This window comes from Pseudomonas sp. HMWF006, assembly GCF_003061205.1.
In the GTDB taxonomy this organism is placed as follows: domain Bacteria; phylum Pseudomonadota; class Gammaproteobacteria; order Pseudomonadales; family Pseudomonadaceae; genus Aquipseudomonas; species Aquipseudomonas monsensis.
This window is the reverse complement of record NZ_QAIU01000219.1, coordinates 9,296-27,222: the sequence shown is the minus strand read 5'-3', so window position 1 is coordinate 27,222 and position 17,927 is coordinate 9,296. Positions and strand designations below refer to the sequence as shown.

Genomic DNA, 17,927 nt, shown 5'->3' with positions numbered 1-17,927 from the left:
GCGTAGGACTGGTTGAGGAACACCGCTTGCTTGACCCGCCCCAGCCCCTTGGCTGCCATCACCGGCGCGTCGAAACGCGGGTGCGGCAAGTAGTTGAAAGACTCGGGATCGGACGCCACGACACTGATCGCCGTGTCGTCGCCAAAGTTGCGCTGCACCAAGGCAATGGCCAGGTCGACGAGCAGACCGTCACCGGAGTTGGACGCACTGTAGCCATGCAAAATCGTTACGTTCATAAGCTGAGTTCTACTTAATAAGTGGGAGCGCAATACAGGTCGTAGGTCTGGCGGATCATCAACGCGGCGCTGAAACGCTCGCGGACAATGCTGCGACCTTCGTTGCCGAGGTCGAGCAAGCGCGGCTTCTGGATTTTCGCCAGCACGTCGGCCAGCGCCTGGTGATCACCGGAGGGAAAGACGTAACCGGACACCTCGTCGGTGACCAGTTCCGGCAGCGAGGTGCAGTTGCTGGCGATCACCGGCAGCCCCATGGCCATGCCTTCCAGCGGCACCATGGCAAAGCCTTCCCAGCGACTCGGGACAATCAGCGCATCGGCTTTCTGGTACAGCGCGTGCACTTCCGTTGGCGTGACCCACGGCAGGTACTCCACGGCGTCCATCGGCGGACACTCGACGGAGTCTTCGTTGACCGCACTGCCGACCACCGTCAGTTTCAAGTCGTTGCGCTGCACCTTGGCAAAGGCCTTGAGCAGTACGTCGAAACCTTTCTGGTAATCGAGACGGCCGACAAACAGCAGATGAATCGGCTCGGGGCTCTGGGCTTTCGGCGCCTCGTCGCGCTGATGAATGCCGTTGTAGATCAGCTTCATGCGCTTGCGCTCGATGCCGAATCGCGCCGCTTTATCGAGCTCGTACTGGCTGACGCAAATGATCACGTCGGTGACCTTCTGCAGCACTCGCTCGATCCACGCATACACCTTCTGCTTGGTTGGCGAGCTTTCCATCAGGAACGAAAAGGCGTGCGGGCAATAGACGATTTTCGGCTTGCGCCACGGTCGCAACAGTACGCACACGACGCGGCCGATCACCCCGGAAAAGGTGCTGTGCAAATGCACCACGTCGGGCTTTTCCTTGAGCATCACCTGGCTCAGGCGCCAGGCAAAACGCAGCAGCGAGGGCACGTTGCGCCCGCTGCGAGCGAAAGTGCGGATCTGATGCGGCGCGATGCCGTGCAGTTCCTTTTCCTGATCCTGGGGCACCAGGTAAACCAGCTCGTAGCGCGCCGCGTCGCCTTCGGGCGAAACCGAAATGGTGCGGATCACCGTCGCGACGCCACCTTTGATCGTCTCAGCCACGTGCAGTATTTTTTTCACAACTCACCCACTTCAAACATGTAAGGACCATTCAGGATTTGTCGGACGCGTATTCGTAGTTGTAGTAGCCGTAGCCGCCGTTGCCGTAGTAGCTGGCCGCGCGCTTCTCGACGCCGTTGAACACCGCACCTTTCAACTCGATGCCGTTCTGCGCGAAGCGGCGGATGGTCAGTTCGATTTCCTTGGCCGGGTTCACCCCGAAGCGCGTCACGATCAGGCTGATCCCGGCCTCACGACCGACAATCGCCGCATCGGTCACCGCCAGCAGCGGTGGCGTGTCGATGATCACCACGTCATACAGCTCGCTGAGTTGCGCCAGCAGCTCACGGAAGTTGGCGTGCATCAGCAGCTCGGACGGGTTGGGCGGCACCTGGCCGCGACTGATGAAGTGCAGGTTCGCGCCTTCGATTTTGTTGATCGCCTGCTCGATGCTGCAGCGCTTGACCAGCAGGTCCGACAAACCGTTGACGATCGGCGTGTTGAGGGTTTTATGCAGATGGCCCTTGCGCATGTCGGCATCGACCAGCACCACGCGCTGACCGCTTTGCGCCATGACGGCGGCAAGGTTGGAGGAGACGAAGGTCTTGCCGACCTGCGGACTCGGCCCGGAAATCATGATGCGGTTATTGGTCGAGTCCAGCCCGGCAAAGTGCAGGCAGGTGCGCAGACTGCGGATCGACTCGATCGACAGGTCCGTCGGATTGCGCAGGGCCAACAGGTAGGCCGGCTTGTCGACGCCATCGCGGGCGCGCCCCTTTTTGCCATCCTCTTCCTGCTGCAAGGTGCTGTAGGGAATCGAGGCGTACACCGGCAAGCCGAGTTGCTCGATGGCTTCCGGGCCTTCCAGGCCACGGCTCAGGGATTTGCGCAGCAACACCAGCGCCACACCGACGAACGCGCCGAGCAACGTGGCGATCAGCACGATCAGCGCCTTCTTCGGCTTGACCGGGCTGCTCAGGTCGACATCCGCCGTGTCCACCAGCCGCACGTTGCCCACCGCACCGGCGCGGACGATGTCCAGTTCCTGGGACTTGTTCAGCAGTTGTGTGTAGATCTGCGACGCCACTTCGACATCGCGGGTCAGGTTGAGCAATTCCTGTTGCGTGGCCGGCAAGTCCTGGACTTTGCCTGCCAGCGACTTCTGCTGCTGAGTCAATTCGCCGATCTGGCTCATCAACGCGCGATAGGCCGGGTGCTGGCTGGTGAACTTGCGATCCATCTCCGCCTGCTGCATTTTCAGCTCGGAGATCCGTGTTTCCAGCGCCACCGACTGGCCCAGTACCGATTGGGTTTCGAGGGAAATGTTCACGGTCTTGCCGTGGGTCTGATAGGCGTTCAACGCATCGCTGGCCTTGGCCAGATCACGCTTGACCTGGGGCAACTGGCTTTGCAGGAAGGCCAGGCTCTGCGCAGCTTCCGCCGAAGTGCGACGCACGTTCTGATCCACGTACAGCGCGGCAATCTTGTTGAGGATCTTCACCGCTTCAGCGGCATCGGCGCTGGCCAGCGCCAGACGAATGATCCCCGACTCTTTGCCTTGCTCGGAAATATCCAGGGCGTCCTGGTACCCCTGAATGGTCACGATCCGTGGATTGCGCACCACTTCGAAGCGGGTGCCGGGGTTCGCCGCCAACTGGGCGACCAGCACTTCCACGCCGTCCTGGGCCAAGGCTTCACCCGTGACGCCCTCCGCCAGCAGGTTGTCGTTGTCGTCGAGCAACTGGAAGTGCTGCTGTTCGCCGGCGATCAGCGTAAGTTTTTTCCCCAGCAGTTCTTTGGGCAGGTTGAGCCGGGTGATCTCCAGACGCTCGCCGCCCCAGGCATAGCTGTTCAGGCCGAAACGCGGCGGCGCCACGCTGGTTTCGGTTTCGCCGCGATAACGCCGGGCGAAAAACCCACCGATCATCGGGAACGTATTAGGCGTGACGTCGATGTCCAGACGCAGGTCATCGACGGTTTTGCCGATCACCGCGCGGGACTTGATGATGCCGATTTCGGTCACCGACGGCGATTGGCCGCCGAGCATGCTGTTGAGATCGGAAAAGCCGAGCATGTCGTTCTTTTTCGGCTCCACCTGTACCAGCGCGTTCGCCAGATACACCGGTGTGGCGAGAACCGCATAGGCAACGCCGGCGGCCATGAAGGCACCGGTGAATGCGCCGATCAGCCATTTCTGGTCAATCAGACTGCCGAATATGCCGAGCAGATCAATACTGTCTTGATCGTTGTCACGGGTGCCGATTACTGACGGTAACTGCATAAGTCTGTTCTTACCATTCACTGTTCTGAAGAATATTGATCAATGCCCGAGGCGCTGCGCCCATGAACTAACGGCATCTTCAATCAATGCATGTGCATGAACAAAAGCGGCCTTGCCTTGACGATACGGGTCTTGTATTTCACGCTCGCTCTGCCACTTGCCGAGCAGAAACACTTTGCCTCTGGCGTGAGAGGCAATCTTCAGGACTTGATTTACATGCTGTTTTTCCATGACCAGAATCAGGTCCGATTCATTGACGATATCGGCGGTCAATTGCCGCGCCCTGAAACCCTCGGCGCTGTGGCCGCGGTCTTCCAGGACCTGGCGCGCCGACGCCTCCATGCCTTCGCCAACTCGCGCCGCGAGGCCTGCAGAGGTCACCGAGATGGTTGATGCGGTCAGCGCGTTACGCAACAGAAGTTCTGCAGTCGGACTTCGGCAAATATTGCCAACGCACACAACCAGGATATTTCTGAACAAGGTTTACTTTCCTGTGTAATATCATTCTGCCAACACTCAGAACAAATCTTAATGAACCCACTAGATCATCCTGCACTCAGAAACAGATTCGCCCTGTTAGTACCAGCGTATTAAGTACCACAGCACCAAAAGTCGCCCAAACGGAATTACCGGACTAAAAATAACTGTGATTTTCAGACTCTGACTTCCTGACAAAAACTAACATTCGCGCACTTAGTGCGATTGTCAGTTTCGAATCGGTTATCACTGGAAACTTTTCGCCGTTGTCACTTCTCACCCGGAGAACCGACATGAAAACAGCACCTCTGAAACCACTTGGCGCCCTGACCCTGTTGCTGCTGGCAGCAACCGGCCAGAGTCACGCCAATGAACTGTTCCCGGCACTGCCTGCCAATAAAACCATCGGTGTTCAGGTCAAGGTCCAGACCTTCTCCGCCGCCGACGCCGAAAAGGTCAAAAGCACCGGCTTCAGTTTCGTACGCTTTGGCGTGTGGACTGACAGCCTGGGCAGCGCGGCCTATCAAAAGCAGATCAGCGACGCCTTCGCTGTGGCCCGTGCCGCTGGCCTGCCGGTGCTGATGACCTTGCGCGCGACCAAGCCGTTGCCGGCCAATGATCTGACGAACGCCGGCGTCGCGTACGCCAACGCGCTGACCAGCCTGGCAACGACCTACGGTTCGCAACTGGTGGCGATCGAGTTATGGAATGAGCCGGATCTGAACACTTACTGGCCGACCGGGAATTTCGATACGACGTTCGTGCCGTTCATGAGTGCCGCGTGCAAGACGCTGCAGGAAAAACCTCAGGCCACCCCGGTGATCGGCTTCGGTTTCGCCCGACCACCCACCGCCGGATCGGCGTCCACGGTGGCGCTCAACCGCATCGTCAGCGAATACCCAAAATGCCTCAGCGCGATTTCCTATCATCCGTATGGCATGACCGGCACGCAGATCAGCAATGCCCAAGCGTTTATCCAGCAGAACTTCCATCTGCCGGGGGTGATCAGCGAATGGGGTATCTCGGCGCTCGCGTCCAACGGGGGTACGGAGGGTCAGGCCAGTAAAATCAGTGCCTTCGTCGCCGATATCAAAACCCGCAACATTGCACTGACGTCGATCTACGAATGGAAAAACAGCGACACCGGCAGCAATGATCGCGAGAAGAATTTCGGTCTTTTGACCGCCGACGGCCAGCCGAAACCGGCGGAAACCGCAGTCAGAACCCAGTTGAGCCAGCATTAGCCCTGACCCTGAGTGCTCAACCGGCGTTAGCTGTCAGTTGCTTTGAACCTGTGACCGGTTTTGGCATCGTATTGATCACTACCGCGCCCCGCACATCAAACAACCCTTCTCAGGTTGTTGCCAGCGGGGCCGTCGATACGCCCGGATACCCTTGAGTGACTGTCAGCGCTCGGGTAATGTCGTCAAACCCACAGGACAGAGCACACACATGACTTCCAAGCTGGAACAACTCAAACAGATGACCACCGTGGTTGCCGACACCGGCGACTTCGAAGCGATTGCCCGGGTCAAGCCGGTCGACGCCACCACCAACCCTTCCCTGCTGCTCAAAGCCGCGGCCATTCCGGCTTACGCCGAACTGCTGAACGCCTGCGTCAGCGACTGCAAGGGCGATGTCGGCCTGGCCAGCGACCGTTTCGGCGTCGCGGTGGGCCAGGAAATCCTCAAAGTGATTCCAGGGCGTATTTCCACTGAAGTGGATGCGCGCCTGTCGTTCGACCAGGACGCCGTTCTGAAACGCGCACACCGCCTGATCGAGCTGTACGACAAGGCCGGTATCGGCCGTGACCGCGTGCTGATCAAGATCGCCTCGACCTGGGAAGGCATCCGCGCGGCGGAGATCCTCGAGAAGGAAGGCATCCAGACCAACCTGACCCTGCTGTTCTCCTTCGCCCAGGCCGCCGCGTGCGCCGACGCCGGGGTGTTCCTGATCTCGCCGTTCGTGGGCCGCATCTACGACTGGTACAAGAAGGCCAACGGCAACGACTACACCGGCGCCGATGATCCGGGCGTACAGTCGGTGACGCGCATCTACAACTACTACAAGGCCAATGACTACAAGACCGTGGTGATGGGCGCGAGCTTCCGCAACCTCAGCCAGATCGAGCAACTGGCCGGTTGCGACCGCCTGACCATCAGCCCGGACCTGATCGACAAGCTGGCGGCAGACAACGGCAAACTGGAGCGCAAACTCGCCCCGGGCCACGCCGGTGAAGCACGCCTGAGCCTCAATGAAGCGCAGTTCCGCTGGTTGTCGAACGAAGATGCAATGGCGACCGAGAAACTGGCTGAGGGCATTCGTCAGTTTGCCCGTGATCAGGAGAAGCTTGAGGCGCTGTTGCAAGCCAAGCTGTGATCTGAGCTGGTGAAATGCAAAAAGGGCGAACCTGTGAGGGTTCGCCCTTTTTCATTCAGTCCGCCATGGAAAATGTATCGTCTGATCTAACGCCTTCGCGAGCAACCTCGCTCCCACAAGGGGATTGGTGATCGACGCTGATCCAGTGTGGGAGCGAGCTTGCTCGCGAAGAGGCCGGCCCAGACCACATCACTTCATCAGATCAGTGTCTTTCCAGGGCATTGACCAGGTCATGGAATGCTTCACGATTGGAGTCGTTCAGCCCCATGAGGATCTTGTGCGCTTCCAGCACCTTGATCCGCACCACTTCTTCCGACTGATCCTGATCCGGCAGGTCGTCCAGGCACTCCGGGCAAGGCACCGGGTGATTGACGATGTTGAACACCTGCTCGAAGCCCATCGACTGCAACAGACGGGTGATGTCATCGTGGGTGGTGACGACGGTCGGCAACAGGCCGACCTTCTGCCGCGACAGAATCGACAGCTTGGCCAGCAGGCCCAGCGTGGTGCTGTCGATGCTGCGGGTTTCGGTCAAATCGATCACGATCGCGTTGAAATTCAACGCGGTGAAGATTTTCTCAATAGTCGCATCCAACGCCGAACACAGGGTCAGGCGAACTTCACCGACGAACTTCAGGACGAAGGTGCCGTCCTGCTCGGCGAACTGGATTCTACCGGTACTCATTAAAGATTCCTGCTCAACACCAACAGGGCGATATCATCCGGCATCTCCCCTAGCGTGGCCAATCCAAATACTTGCCGCAGACCATCCAGGCTGCCGCCCGCCGACTTCACCCGCTGGGGCAAAGCAGCTTCTTTTTCCTTGAGCGTGGGTTCTGGCAACAGATCCAGAATGCCATCAGACATCAGCGTCAGGCTGAACGTCGGCGGCAGCTCAAGCACGTGATCTTCGTAGGTGGCCTCATTGAAGAGCCCCACCGGCAGACCGCGCCCCTCCAGGTAACGAACACTGTCAGGCGTGTACAACACAGGCAACGGCAGATGGCCGCCGATGCTATAGGTCAACAAACCGGTCTCCTCGTCGATGACTCCACCGACCATTGTGACGTGTTTGCCCAGCTTACAACTGATCAGCCCCCGGTTGATATGACCAAGGACCTCCGAAGGCTTGAATTCCGGCAAGGTGCCGTTGCGCTTGGATTCGAACAGCAAGCGCGTGGTCATGAACTTCAGCAGCACGGTGACGAAGGCTGAAGAAGCGCCGTGACCCGATACGTCCGCCAGGTAAAACGCCACCCGGCGCTCGTCAACTCGGAAATAGTCGACAAAATCACCCGACAGGTACAGCGACGGGATGATCTGGTGCGCAAAGTTGAACTCGTCGATGCTCCACGGGCTTTCCGGCAGCATGTTCATCTGCACCTGGCGACCGGCGTTCTGGTCTTCCTGGAGCAGGTTCAGGCTGGCTTCGAGCTCGCGGTTGGCCTTTTCCAGCTTCTCGCGATAGCGCTGGTTTTCCAGCAGCAGACGCGCACGGTCCAGGGCCCGGCGCACGGAGTGCTCGAGCACGGCCAGATCTTCGAGAGGCTTGATCAGGTAATCCGCCGCGCCCAGGCGCAGCGCCTCGACCGCGTCGTTCATCACGCCGGCGCCCGAAACCACGATCACCGGCGTCTGCGGTGATCGCTCGGTAACCTGACGGATAAGTTCGAGACCGCCCATCTGCGGCATGCGCAGATCGCAGATGACCAAGTCGGGCTTTTCTTGCTCGAATACCTGAAGACCCTGTTGGCCATTGCTGGCCTGCAGGACGCTGAAACCACTGTCTTCCAAATAGGCCGCGAGACTCGCGCGCACTACCTCGTCATCATCGATTATCAGCAGCGTGGCACTGGTTTTTGGCATGTGGGCAAACGGCGCCAGAATTAGGTTGGCGTAGTGGGCAGGCATCGGGCCCTGCGCAGACTACTGGATTCGCTTTCTAGCCTCTCTGCTGCACCGCTTTCGAGCATTGGCTCTGCACACGGTTGCACCAGAGGTGCCCTTCTAAGGCGCAGACGGTACTCCCATCCGCAGAGCGTTTCAAGCATGCGCCGATGGTCGCTTGACGACTTTACTTGTCAAATCACCGAGAGTTATAAGAACAGCTCAAACCGTAACCCAATGGAAGGACGAACCTATGAGTCAAACCAGTCGGGACTACAGCGAAAAGCGCGATTTCATCCGCATGCGGGTCGATGCCGATGTCGTGCTGATTCATGAAGGTGATCAGATCAGCGCGGTGTGCATCGACCTCTCCAGCAGCGGCATGCAGGTTGAAGCGCCGCGGCAGTTCGCGGTCGGCGACCGCTTGCGCGTGCGCATAGATTCCGACCATGCGGCACTCAGCGGCCTGGAAGCCGAGACTGAGGTGGTCTGGGTCAAGGCTCAGGAAGGCGATAGCCAGAAGCTCGGCCTGAGCATCCTGAAGATGAAATAACTACACACAAAAAAGGCGACCCTGAGGTCGCCTTTCTGTTTTACCGGTCGAAATTAAAAATCGTCTACGACCTTGCCATCCTTCACTTTGAACTCGCGATTCTGCAAGTAAGCGTTGCGGATGAAGGTGTACTTGTCGCCGCTGATCAGCTTCTCGCTCGACAACAGGCTGGCACGGGTGTCGACGATGTTCAGGCCGAACACCGAGTTACGCACAGGCACGTCGTTGATGTAGCGGTACGGGCCGGTGTAGCTGTCGACGTATCTGGAAGGTGCGTCACGCAGTGTGCTCGGGCCAAGCAACGGCAGCATCACGTACGGGCCACTGCTGACACCCCAGTAGCCAAGGGTCTGGCCGAAATCTTCGTCGCTGCGGTTCAGACCCATCTTGGTGCCGACGTCGAAGAAACCGAGCAGGCCGAAGGTGGTGTTGAAAATGATCCGCGCGGTGTCGACACCGGCGGCGGCAGGTTTGGCCTGCAGAATGTTGTTCGCCAGGTTAGTGACGTCACCGACGTTGCGGAACATGTTGTGGATGCCGTCTTCAAGGAACTGCGGCGTGACAAACTCATAGCCTTGGGCCAAAGGCTTCAGTGCATAGGTGTCGACGAAGTCGTTGAACTGGAAGATCGGACGGTTGACGCTCTCCCAAGGGTCTTCTTCCGTTGCGGCCTGAGTGGCGAACGGAGCCAGCAACAGGCCGGCACATACACAAAGCTGAGCGAGCGGATTGCTCCAGCGCATAGAAAACTCCTTGGATTTGTACTGTCGCGGGCGTCGGGGCCCGGGCATTAAGGCCGTTAGTATAAGCGTAAAAGGCCGTTTGGGCATTCCGCCAATTGTGCAAACTTGTAGGAACGTTCCCGCGCCGCCGTTCACGCACCCGTCACGCAACTGTCACCTACAGTCTCTAGCCTTATCGCTATTTCAGGGACGTTGCCATGTCACATGCCGAAACCTTGCCCTTCGCCGAGCCCGGTCTGACCGCCGTCCTGTTCGGTCTCAGCGGTTGCCTGGTGGATTTCGGCGCCCGCGCGCAACAACAGAGCGGCGTCCTGCCCGAACACGTCGAAGCCACACCCGGTGCGCTCGACAGCCTGCAAAGTTTGCAGCGCCAACAGATTCCCTGTGCGTGGCTCGATGAACTGCCCCCTGCCCTCACTCAAGCGCTGGCGGCTGCGCTGCCGGCCTGGATCAAACCTGCACAACACTCGGCAACCCTCAATCCGTGGCCGTCGCCCAACGCTTGCTGGCAAGCGCTGATGGAGCTGAACGTCGCCAGCCTGGACGGCTGCGTGCTGGTCAGCGGCGAACCGCGCCTGCTGCAAGCGGGCCTGAATGCCGGATTGTGGACGATTGGCCTGGCCTCCTGCGGCTCACTGTGCGGCCTGGCGCCGAGCGAATGGCAGGCGCTGACGCAGAAAGAACGCGAACAACGGCGCGGCAAAGCGACCGTGCAACTGTTCAGCCTCGGGGTGCATTCGGTGATTGATCATCTGGGTGAGCTCGACACCTGCCTGGCAGACATCCGCCTGCGTCGCCTCAAAGGTGAAAAGCCCTGATCGGGATCATGCAGGTTCGACGCGAGTGGATTAATCTAAAGGTCAGCCATAGACCTTTGGCGCGCGGCTGCGGTCAATGCCAGTGCCTCTAGATAAAAGGAACCACGTCATGCCCGCTCAAGAACTGCAGAAACAACTCGATACCCTGCGCGAGCAACTGGAGCAGAATCCACCGCTGTCCGAAGCAGAGCGTGAAGATCTGCATGCCCTGATGGCGCAGATCGAATCGGAAATCAAACTGGAGAGCGCCACGCAGTACGCCAGCATCGCTGATGGCGTGAACCTGGCGGTGGAACGCTTTGAAGTGGAACACCCGACTATTGCCGGCACCCTGCGCAATATCTTCAATGCGCTGGGCAGCATGGGGATCTGATCACCCTCCCACTGCAATGCAAAAAGCCCTGCCATCACCGGCAGGGCTTTTTCATTTTCGTGATTTGAAACGTTTTCCCATGTAGGAGTGAGCCTACAGAGGTTGTTTATTGACGGACCAGACGGTGGTTCGGCAGTTGTACAGATTCAGTACTGCGATACGGGTTGATATCCAGACCGCCGCGACGCACGTAACGTGCAAATACCGTGAGTTTCTCCGGCTTCAGCAGGCGCTGCAGGTCGAGGAAAATCCGCTCCACGCACTGTTCGTGGAAGTCCGAATGCTGGCGGAAGCTGACGATGTACTCCAGCAGACTGGCGTGATCCAGTGCCGCACCGCGATATTGCACCACCACGCTGCCCCAGTCCGGCTGGCTGGTGACCGGGCAGTTGGATTTGAGCAGATGGCTGTGCACGCTTTCTTCGACAACCCGCGAATCATCGCAACGCAGCAGTTCCGGACGCGGATGTTCATAGTTGCTGACGCTGATGTCGAGGTCGTCGATGCACACGCCGGGCAACGCCACGACACCTTCCGCTTCGACCTCCTTCAGACTGCGCACCCGCACGCCTACCGGTTTGCCGGCAGCCGCCGACAGATCCTTGACCAGTGTCGCTTCGAGCGCGGCGATGTCGGCGAACGGCGTCTGGTTCAGCGAGTTCAGATACAGCTTGAACGACTTCGACTCGATGATGTTCGGCGAATCGGCCGGAATGCTGAACTCACCGATCGCCACCACCGGTTTGCCCGACGGCAGCAGCCACGACAGTTCGAAGCAGTTCCAGAAATCCACACCTTCATACGGCAGGGTGTCGGCGGTCAGGCCCAGTTCGGCCCACTTCGCGGTGCGCGGGATCGGGAACAACAGGGACGGCGTGTACGTGGCGATGTATTCGCTGGATTTGCCCAGCGGCGAATGTTCGGCTGCGGGATGCATGGCGGAAACCTGACTGAAGAATCAGCGGATTCTACCAGCCTTTGCGCCCGCCTTTGAGTGCTTACTGACTGACCGTCAGTTTGCCGACCATGCCGGCCTGGTAATGACCGGGAATATTGCAGGCAAATTCCAGGCTGGTGGCCTTGCTGAAGGTCCAGGTCAGTTCGGCGGTTGTACCCGGTTCGACCAGCACACTGTTCGGGTCGTCGTGCTTCATGCCGTGGCCCATCGCGGCGTGATCCATGCCCGCCATATCGTGAGACATATCCTTCATGCCGGTCGGCGTAAGCATGCCGCTTTGCTGCATCTGCAGCATTTCCTGCTGGTGCCTGGCGTGCATCGCCGCGTCACCCAGGTTGAATTCATGCAGTAACTGGCCTTTATTCACTAGCACAAAACGAACGGTCTCACCGGCCTTGACCTGAATCGCCTTGGGATCGAACGACATATCGCCCATCACCACCTCGATGCTGCGGGTGGCCTTGGCGGCCGGTGCCGGTTGACCGAAGTCATAGGTGTGCGCTGGCGCGGCCCACACCGGCGCGCTCAACGCCAACAAACAGGCGCTCAGCGCCAGGGATTTGCGCAAAAACATGGTCGTACTCCAACAAGATAAGGTTCAGCCTGTGGGAAACTTTAGCCGGCCTGCGCTGGCATCTACCTGACAGGCAGATTACAACTTTGTCAGGTTGGCGCGTGTTGCCGTTGCGCACGGTATAAAACCTTCGTGTCTATCACCCCGAGCCGCCCATGAAACTGTTGATCGTCGAAGACCAAGCGAAAACCGGCCAATACCTGCGCCAGGGCCTGACCGAGGCCGGTTTCAACACGGAACTGGTGGCCGACGGCAACAGCGGCCAGCACCTGGCGTTGAGTGGTGATTATGCGCTGTTGATCCTCGACGTGATGCTGCCCGGTCGCAGTGGCTGGCAGATTCTGCAAGCGGTGCGCAGCGCCGGACTGGATACCCCGGTCCTGTTTCTGACGGCCAGGGACGCCGTGGAAGACCGGGTGCACGGCCTTGAACTCGGCGCTGACGATTATCTGGTCAAGCCTTTCGCCTTCTCCGAACTGCTGGCCCGGGTACGCAGCCTGTTGCGCCGCGGCAGCGCCACGCCACAGGAAACCAGCCTGCAACTGGCCGACCTGCGCCTGGACCTGATCCGCCGCCGGGTCGAGCGCAGTGGTCAGCGCATCGACCTGACCGCCAAGGAATTCGCCCTGCTGGAAATGCTCTTGCGCCGCCAGGGTGAAGTGCTGCCGAAGTCGCTGATCGCTTCGCAGGTCTGGGACATGAATTTCGACAGCGACACCAATGTCATCGAAGTGGCGATCCGCCGGTTGCGTCTGAAGATCGACGATGAGTTCCCGAACAAACTGATCCACACCGTGCGCGGCATGGGTTACGTGCTTGAAGAGCGTGGTGCCTGATGCGCCGCTTGTCCTTGAGTTCGCGTCTGGCCCTGTTGTTTGCCGCGTGTACTGCCGTGGTCTCGCTGTTCGCCGGGGTGTTGTTCAACCGCGCCAGCGAGGCGCACTTTATCGAACTCGATCAGCAACAACTGGACGGCAAACTGATCGGCCTGCGCCGCGCCTTGCAGGCTGTCCAACCGGGCACCGGCGAAGCGCGGCTGGCGGATGAAATGAGCCGGCAGGCCGATCTGTCACTGCGCATCACCGGCAGCGACGGCCAACGCTGGTACGACAGCTCGACGCACATCCCCAAGGAGTTGCCGCAACAACCCGGGCTGGCAACCCTCCATCAGGATGGCACCGATTACCGCGTGCTCAACGCCCCGCTCTACCCGGACAAAAGCGATTCGCCGCAACTGACACTGTTGCTGGACATCACCCACCACCAACACTTCCTGCAACGCATGCAGCATCTGATCTGGCTGACCGTCGGCCTCTCGGCACTGGCCACCGCGCTGCTCGGCGCCTGGGCGGCACGCAGCGGCTTGCGACCTTTGCGGCGCATGAGCGCGGTGGCCCGTGGGATTTCCGCCCAATCGCTGAATGCCCGCCTGCCGGAAGGGCAAATGCCGCCCGAGCTTGCGGAAATGGCCCACAGCTTTAACGCCATGCTCGGACGCCTCGACGACTCGTTTCAACGGCTGTCGGCATTCTCGGCCGACATCGCCCATGAACTGCGCACGCCGCTGTCGAATCTGCTGACTCACACCCAGGTCACCCTCACCCGCCCACGGCCGATCGAGGATTACCGCGAAGCTCTGCACAGCAACCTCGAAGAACTGCAATGGATGGCGCAACTGGTCAACGACATGTTGTACCTGGCCAAGGCGGATCACGGTTTGTTGATGCCCAAGCGTGAGGCGCTGGAACTGGCGGACGAGAGCGACGTGTTGCTGGAGTTTTTCGCGCCACTGGCCGAGGACTCCGGAGTGACGCTGAGTCGCGAGGGTAACGCGCAGATAAAAGGTGATCGCAGCATGCTGCGTCGGGCCTTGTCGAATTTGCTGGATAACGCGCTGCGCTTTACCCCGGCGGCGGGCAGCGTGCACCTGTCCATTGTCGATCAGCCGCACGCCGCGCAGGTGTCAGTCGAGAACAGTGGTGACGGGATTTCAGCCGAACTGTTGCCGCGGTTGTTCGACCGCTTTTATCGCGCAGATCCGGCGCGGCAGGAAGGCAGCAGCGAGCATGCGGGGTTGGGGCTGGCGATTACGCAATCTATCGTCCGGGCCCATGGTGGGGAGATTCATTGCGAATCAGAAGCGGGATGGACGCGGTTTGTGATCGAGTTGCCCAAGGGGAAATGAGGCCGGCCATTCAGGCCCCTTCGCGAGCAAGCTCGCTCCCACAGGTATCGAGTTGAATCACCATTTGTGAACGACCCAAAACCCTGTGGGAGCGAGCTTGCTCGCGAAGACGGACTTGAAACTCAGGAATATCTCAAGGCATGAGCCGGCTCGATCTTCGCCGCCCGCCACGCCGGATACAGCGTCGCCAGGAAGCTCAGAATAAAGCCCGCCGAACAGATCAACAGCACATCCCCACCCTGCAATTCCGACGGCAGATTGCTGACGAAATACACGTCGGAGCTGAAGATATGCTGCCCGGTTACCCGCTCGACCCAGCCGACCATCTCACTGACATTCAGCGCGGCGATCACCCCCAGTACGCCGCCAATGAGGGTGCCGACGATGCCAATCACCGTGCCCTGCACCATGAAGATCGCCATGATCTGCCGGGGCGTGGCACCAATGGTGCGCAGGATCGCGATGTCCGCGCCCTTGTCGTTCACCACCATGATCAACGTCGCGATGATGTTGAACGCCGCCACGGCGACGATCATCAGCAACAGCAGGCCGATCATGGTTTTTTCCATTTTCATGGCGCTGAACAGGCTGCCCTGGGTGTGGGTCCAGTCGTCAGCCTTGAACTCGGCGCCAAGGCCTGTGGCGATGTCCGAAGACACTTTCGGTGCGGCGTACAAGTCTTTGACCGCCAGCCGCACGCTTTGCACCTGATTCGGTTCCCAGTGCTGCATGGTTGCCGCATCGGCCATGTGAATCAGGCCCATGGAGCCATCCAGCTCAGCGCCGACCTTGAACACACCGACCACATTCAGCCGTTGCATGCGCGGGGTGATGCCGCCCGGTGCGGTGCTGACTTCCGGCACGATCAGGGTCAGCTTGTCGCCAACGTTGAGGCGAAAGCGCCGCGCGGTGATTTCACCGATCACCACACCAAACTCGCCCGGCTTCAGGGCATCGAGACGCCCCTGCACAATGTGCTGCGCCACAATCGACACCTTGCCTTCCTGGGCCGGGTCGATGCCGCTGATCTGGATCGGCTGCATCAAGCCCTTGTAGGACAGCATGCCTTCCATCTCGGTGAACGGTACGGCGGCCGTGACTTCGGGATTTTTCATCGCGGCGGCGGCCACCGGCTGCCAGTCATCAATCGGCTTGACGCCGACGATGGTCGCGTGGGGCACCATGCCGAGAATGCGCGAGCTCATTTCGCGCTGGAAGCCGTTCATCACCGACAACACCACGATCATCGCCAGCACGCCGAGGGCGAGGCCGATCATAGAGGTCATCGAAATGAACGAAACAAAGCGATTGCGGCGCTTGGCGCGGGTATAGCGCGTGCCGATAAAGATCGATAACGGTCTGAACATTCGCTGGGGCACCGTATAAAAATAAAAGACCCGGCGCCTTTACAGGCACCGGGTTTCAGCCGGTCAGATAGGCGTCAGGCAGCCTTCCTGCAACTGCAGGACGCGATCCATCTGACGAGCCAGGTTCATGTCGTGAGTCACCACCAGGAACGCCGTGCGCATCGACGTGCTCAGCTCCAGCATCAGGTCCTGAATGCCTTCGGCGGTGTGGGAGTCGAGGTTGCCGGTGGGCTCGTCGAGCATCACCAGACCCGGGTTGTTCACCAGGGCGCGGGCAATGGCCACACGCTGACGTTCGCCACCGGACAACTCGGCCGGTTTGTGCTCCAGACGGTGCCCGAGGCCGACTCGCTCCAGCAAGGCCGTGGCGCGCTGGCGCGCCTCAGGGATCGCGGTCTTGCCGATCAGCAGCGGCATGCAGACGTTCTCCAGCGCCGTGAATTCCGGCAGCAAGTGGTGGAACTGGTACACGAACCCGAGGGCACGGTTACGCAGCAGGCCACGCTTCTTCTCGCTCAGGGCCGACAACTCTTCGCCGTCGAGCCAGACGCTGCCCTGGGTCGGCGTGTCGAGGCCGCCCAACAGGTTGAGCAAGGTACTTTTGCCCGAACCGGATTTGCCGACGATCGCCACACGCTCGCCCGGGTGCAACTCCAGTTGCAGACCGGCCAGCACTTCCACCGATTCCGGGCCTTCCTCGTAGGATTTGCCCAGGTTGCGACAGCTCAGGATTGCTTGTTCACTCATGCCCGACTCACTCATAACGTAACGCCTCCGCCGGCTGGGTGCGCGCGGCACGCCAGGCGGGATACAGGGTGGCGAGGAAACTCAGGACCAACGCAGCGGCACAGACCATGACCACGTCCTGGCTCTGCACCTGCGACGGCAGGTAATCAATGAAATACACGTCGGCATTCAGGAATTTATGGCCGATCAGCCCTTCGAGGGCCGAGATCGCCGCGCTGACGTTGAGCGCGGCGAAAATCCCCACCACGGCACCGATCGCCGTGCCGACCACGCCGATCACCGTGCCCTGCACCATGAACGTGCGCATGATCGTGCCCGGCGTGGCGCCCAATGTGCGCAGAATGGCGATGTCGCCCTTCTTGTCGTTGACCACCATCACCAGCGTGGAAATGATGTTGAACGCAGCCACGGCGACGATCAGCAACAACAACAGGCCAATCATGGCTTTTTCCATGCGGATGGCCTGATACAGATTGCCGTGGGTACGGGTCCAGTCGCGGGCGTAATAATGGTCTTCACCGAGTTGCTGGGCGATGTTCCACGCCACACGCGGCGCCTGGAACAGGTCGTCGAACTTCAGGCGGATGCCCTGCACCTGATCAGGTTTCCAGCGGTGCATCTTCGCCAGATCCTGCAGGTTGGTCACGCCGAGGTAACCGTCGAGCTCACCGGCGCCGACATGGAAAATGCCCACAACGGTGAAGCGCTTCATGCGCGGGAACATCCCCGCCGGGGTCAGACTGACCTCCGGTGCGACGAAGGTGATCTTGTCACCGATGCCCACCCCGAGCCTGGTCGCGGCCTTGTCACCGATCACAATGCCGAAGCTGCCCGGCGTCAGATCGTCGAGTTTGCCCTGCTGCATGAAGTTGTCGATGATCGACACATTGCGCTCGAGCGCAGGGTCGATGGCGTTGAGCAACACCTTGGACACCTGACCGTTATTGGTCAGCAGGCCCTGCATCTGGGTGAATGGCGCAACGGCCGTCACCTGCGGGTTGTGCTTGACCTTGGCGGCCAGGCCTTGCCAATCGTTGATCGGCTCGGTGGATTCGATGGTCGCGTGGGGCACCATGCCCAGCACACGGGTGCGCATCTCATGATCGAAGCCGTTCATCACCGATAGCACCACGATCATCACGACCACGCCAAGGGCGAGCCCGATCATCGAAGTCAGGGAAATGAATGACACAAAATGATTGCGACGCTTTGCACGGGTATAACGCGTGCCGATAAATACGAAGAGAGGTCTGAACATGTCGGGGCTTGTTCG

The 17,927-nt window shown here is 59.8% G+C and carries 18 protein-coding genes and 1 pseudogene; 7 read left to right on the top strand and 12 right to left on the bottom strand.

The window, feature by feature from the left end; translation table 11 throughout:
• The 4 genes and pseudogenes from DBR24_RS31760 to DBR24_RS08710 all read right to left on the bottom strand — a co-directional run.
• A pseudogene (locus DBR24_RS31760) lies at positions 1-236 on the bottom strand (polysaccharide pyruvyl transferase family protein); the annotation flags it as partial.
• A gap of 14 nt (positions 237-250) precedes the next feature.
• Complete coding sequence (locus DBR24_RS08720; RefSeq protein WP_123461984.1) at positions 251-1,333, bottom strand: glycosyltransferase family 4 protein; 1,083 nt, start codon at positions 1,331-1,333, stop codon at positions 251-253.
• 31 nt (positions 1,334-1,364) lie between these two features.
• Positions 1,365-3,593: a polysaccharide biosynthesis tyrosine autokinase gene (locus tag DBR24_RS08715; RefSeq protein WP_128614511.1), complete on the bottom strand. Its 2,229-nt coding sequence runs from the start codon at positions 3,591-3,593 to the stop codon at positions 1,365-1,367.
• A gap of 39 nt (positions 3,594-3,632) precedes the next feature.
• Positions 3,633-4,073 carry a low molecular weight protein-tyrosine-phosphatase gene (locus DBR24_RS08710; protein ID WP_123461980.1) on the bottom strand — a complete coding sequence of 147 codons (441 nt, stop codon included), beginning with the start codon at positions 4,071-4,073 and terminating at the stop codon, positions 3,633-3,635.
• 290 nt (positions 4,074-4,363) lie between these two features.
• Here DBR24_RS08710 and DBR24_RS08705 point away from each other — a divergent pair, with 290 nt between their 5' ends.
• Both DBR24_RS08705 and tal read left to right on the top strand, forming a co-directional pair.
• Complete coding sequence (locus DBR24_RS08705; protein ID WP_128614510.1) at positions 4,364-5,314, top strand: glycosyl hydrolase family 5; 951 nt, start codon at positions 4,364-4,366, stop codon at positions 5,312-5,314.
• A gap of 208 nt (positions 5,315-5,522) precedes the next feature.
• The gene (gene tal / locus DBR24_RS08700; RefSeq protein WP_123461976.1) at positions 5,523-6,449 is read left to right on the top strand and encodes a transaldolase; all 927 of its coding nucleotides are present in this window, start codon (positions 5,523-5,525) and stop codon (positions 6,447-6,449) included.
• A gap of 202 nt (positions 6,450-6,651) precedes the next feature.
• Here tal and rssC read toward each other — a convergent pair whose 3' ends face one another.
• Positions 6,652-7,134, bottom strand: coding sequence for an anti-sigma factor antagonist RssC (gene rssC, locus DBR24_RS08695; protein ID WP_042560140.1), 483 nt, complete (start codon positions 7,132-7,134; stop codon positions 6,652-6,654).
• Entirely contained in the window at positions 7,134-8,315 is a 1,182-nt protein-coding gene (gene rssB, locus DBR24_RS08690) for a two-component system response regulator RssB (RefSeq protein ID WP_123462941.1), read from the bottom strand. The genes rssC and rssB overlap by 1 nt, the downstream gene beginning before the upstream one ends.
• Positions 8,316-8,589: 274 nt before the next feature.
• Here rssB and DBR24_RS08685 point away from each other — a divergent pair, with 274 nt between their 5' ends.
• The gene (locus DBR24_RS08685) at positions 8,590-8,889 is read left to right on the top strand and encodes a PilZ domain-containing protein (RefSeq protein ID WP_128614509.1); all 300 of its coding nucleotides are present in this window, start codon (positions 8,590-8,592) and stop codon (positions 8,887-8,889) included.
• Positions 8,890-8,942: 53 nt separating this feature from the next.
• Here DBR24_RS08685 and DBR24_RS08680 read toward each other — a convergent pair whose 3' ends face one another.
• Positions 8,943-9,632, bottom strand: coding sequence for a VacJ family lipoprotein (locus tag DBR24_RS08680; protein WP_123461971.1), 690 nt, complete (start codon positions 9,630-9,632; stop codon positions 8,943-8,945).
• A gap of 197 nt (positions 9,633-9,829) precedes the next feature.
• Between DBR24_RS08680 and DBR24_RS08675 the strand changes: the two genes are divergently transcribed.
• Both DBR24_RS08675 and DBR24_RS08670 read left to right on the top strand, forming a co-directional pair.
• On the top strand, positions 9,830-10,450 hold the full coding sequence (locus tag DBR24_RS08675) for an HAD family phosphatase (protein ID WP_128614508.1): 621 nt from the start codon (positions 9,830-9,832) through the stop codon (positions 10,448-10,450).
• A 109-nt stretch (positions 10,451-10,559) separates the two neighbouring features.
• Positions 10,560-10,823, top strand: coding sequence for a DUF4404 family protein (locus tag DBR24_RS08670; RefSeq protein WP_128614507.1), 264 nt, complete (start codon positions 10,560-10,562; stop codon positions 10,821-10,823).
• 106 nt (positions 10,824-10,929) lie between these two features.
• Here DBR24_RS08670 and queF read toward each other — a convergent pair whose 3' ends face one another.
• Entirely contained in the window at positions 10,930-11,760 is an 831-nt protein-coding gene (gene queF, locus DBR24_RS08665; RefSeq protein WP_123461965.1) for an NADPH-dependent 7-cyano-7-deazaguanine reductase QueF, read from the bottom strand.
• Positions 11,761-11,821: 61 nt separating this feature from the next.
• Complete coding sequence (locus DBR24_RS08660; protein WP_128614506.1) at positions 11,822-12,355, bottom strand: plastocyanin/azurin family copper-binding protein; 534 nt, start codon at positions 12,353-12,355, stop codon at positions 11,822-11,824.
• Positions 12,356-12,510: 155 nt separating this feature from the next.
• On the opposite strand from DBR24_RS08660, the gene DBR24_RS08655 reads away from it, so the two are divergent.
• Complete coding sequence (locus DBR24_RS08655) at positions 12,511-13,191, top strand: heavy metal response regulator transcription factor (protein ID WP_128614505.1); 681 nt, start codon at positions 12,511-12,513, stop codon at positions 13,189-13,191.
• A complete protein-coding gene (locus DBR24_RS08650) occupies positions 13,191-14,540 on the top strand; it encodes a heavy metal sensor histidine kinase (protein ID WP_128614504.1) in 1,350 nt (449 codons plus the stop codon). Before DBR24_RS08655 ends, DBR24_RS08650 begins: the two co-directional genes overlap by 1 nt.
• Before the next feature lie 122 nt (positions 14,541-14,662).
• Here DBR24_RS08650 and DBR24_RS08645 read toward each other — a convergent pair whose 3' ends face one another.
• The 3 genes from DBR24_RS08645 to DBR24_RS08635 form a co-directional block, all read right to left on the bottom strand.
• Entirely contained in the window at positions 14,663-15,907 is a 1,245-nt protein-coding gene (locus DBR24_RS08645) for a lipoprotein-releasing ABC transporter permease subunit (RefSeq protein WP_123461957.1), read from the bottom strand.
• 63 nt (positions 15,908-15,970) lie between these two features.
• Complete coding sequence (gene lolD / locus DBR24_RS08640; protein ID WP_123461955.1) at positions 15,971-16,669, bottom strand: lipoprotein-releasing ABC transporter ATP-binding protein LolD; 699 nt, start codon at positions 16,667-16,669, stop codon at positions 15,971-15,973.
• Entirely contained in the window at positions 16,662-17,912 is a 1,251-nt protein-coding gene (locus DBR24_RS08635; protein ID WP_128614503.1) for a lipoprotein-releasing ABC transporter permease subunit, read from the bottom strand. The genes lolD and DBR24_RS08635 overlap by 8 nt, the downstream gene beginning before the upstream one ends.
• Between the last annotated feature and the right edge of the window lie 15 nt (positions 17,913-17,927).

Coding starts and splice junctions, on each gene's coding strand:
- DBR24_RS08660 (WP_128614506.1), bottom strand. CDS start 12,355: ATGTTTTTGCGCAAATCCCTGGCGCTGAGCGCCTGTTTGTTGGCGTTG.
- DBR24_RS08650 (WP_128614504.1), top strand. CDS start 13,191: ATGCGCCGCTTGTCCTTGAGTTCGCGTCTGGCCCTGTTGTTTGCCGCG.
- DBR24_RS08680 (WP_123461971.1), bottom strand. CDS start 9,632: ATGCGCTGGAGCAATCCGCTCGCTCAGCTTTGTGTATGTGCCGGCCTG.
- rssB (WP_123462941.1), bottom strand. CDS start 8,315: ATGCCAAAAACCAGTGCCACGCTGCTGATAATCGATGATGACGAGGTA.
- DBR24_RS08655 (WP_128614505.1), top strand. CDS start 12,511: ATGAAACTGTTGATCGTCGAAGACCAAGCGAAAACCGGCCAATACCTG.
- DBR24_RS08675 (WP_128614508.1), top strand. CDS start 9,830: ATGTCACATGCCGAAACCTTGCCCTTCGCCGAGCCCGGTCTGACCGCC.
- rssC (WP_042560140.1), bottom strand. CDS start 7,134: ATGAGTACCGGTAGAATCCAGTTCGCCGAGCAGGACGGCACCTTCGTC.
- queF (WP_123461965.1), bottom strand. CDS start 11,760: ATGCATCCCGCAGCCGAACATTCGCCGCTGGGCAAATCCAGCGAATAC.
- DBR24_RS08670 (WP_128614507.1), top strand. CDS start 10,560: ATGCCCGCTCAAGAACTGCAGAAACAACTCGATACCCTGCGCGAGCAA.
- tal (WP_123461976.1), top strand. CDS start 5,523: ATGACTTCCAAGCTGGAACAACTCAAACAGATGACCACCGTGGTTGCC.
- DBR24_RS08645 (WP_123461957.1), bottom strand. CDS start 15,907: ATGTTCAGACCGTTATCGATCTTTATCGGCACGCGCTATACCCGCGCC.
- DBR24_RS08715 (WP_128614511.1), bottom strand. CDS start 3,593: ATGCAGTTACCGTCAGTAATCGGCACCCGTGACAACGATCAAGACAGT.
- DBR24_RS08685 (WP_128614509.1), top strand. CDS start 8,590: ATGAGTCAAACCAGTCGGGACTACAGCGAAAAGCGCGATTTCATCCGC.
- DBR24_RS08635 (WP_128614503.1), bottom strand. CDS start 17,912: ATGTTCAGACCTCTCTTCGTATTTATCGGCACGCGTTATACCCGTGCA.
- DBR24_RS08705 (WP_128614510.1), top strand. CDS start 4,364: ATGAAAACAGCACCTCTGAAACCACTTGGCGCCCTGACCCTGTTGCTG.
- lolD (WP_123461955.1), bottom strand. CDS start 16,669: ATGAGTGAGTCGGGCATGAGTGAACAAGCAATCCTGAGCTGTCGCAAC.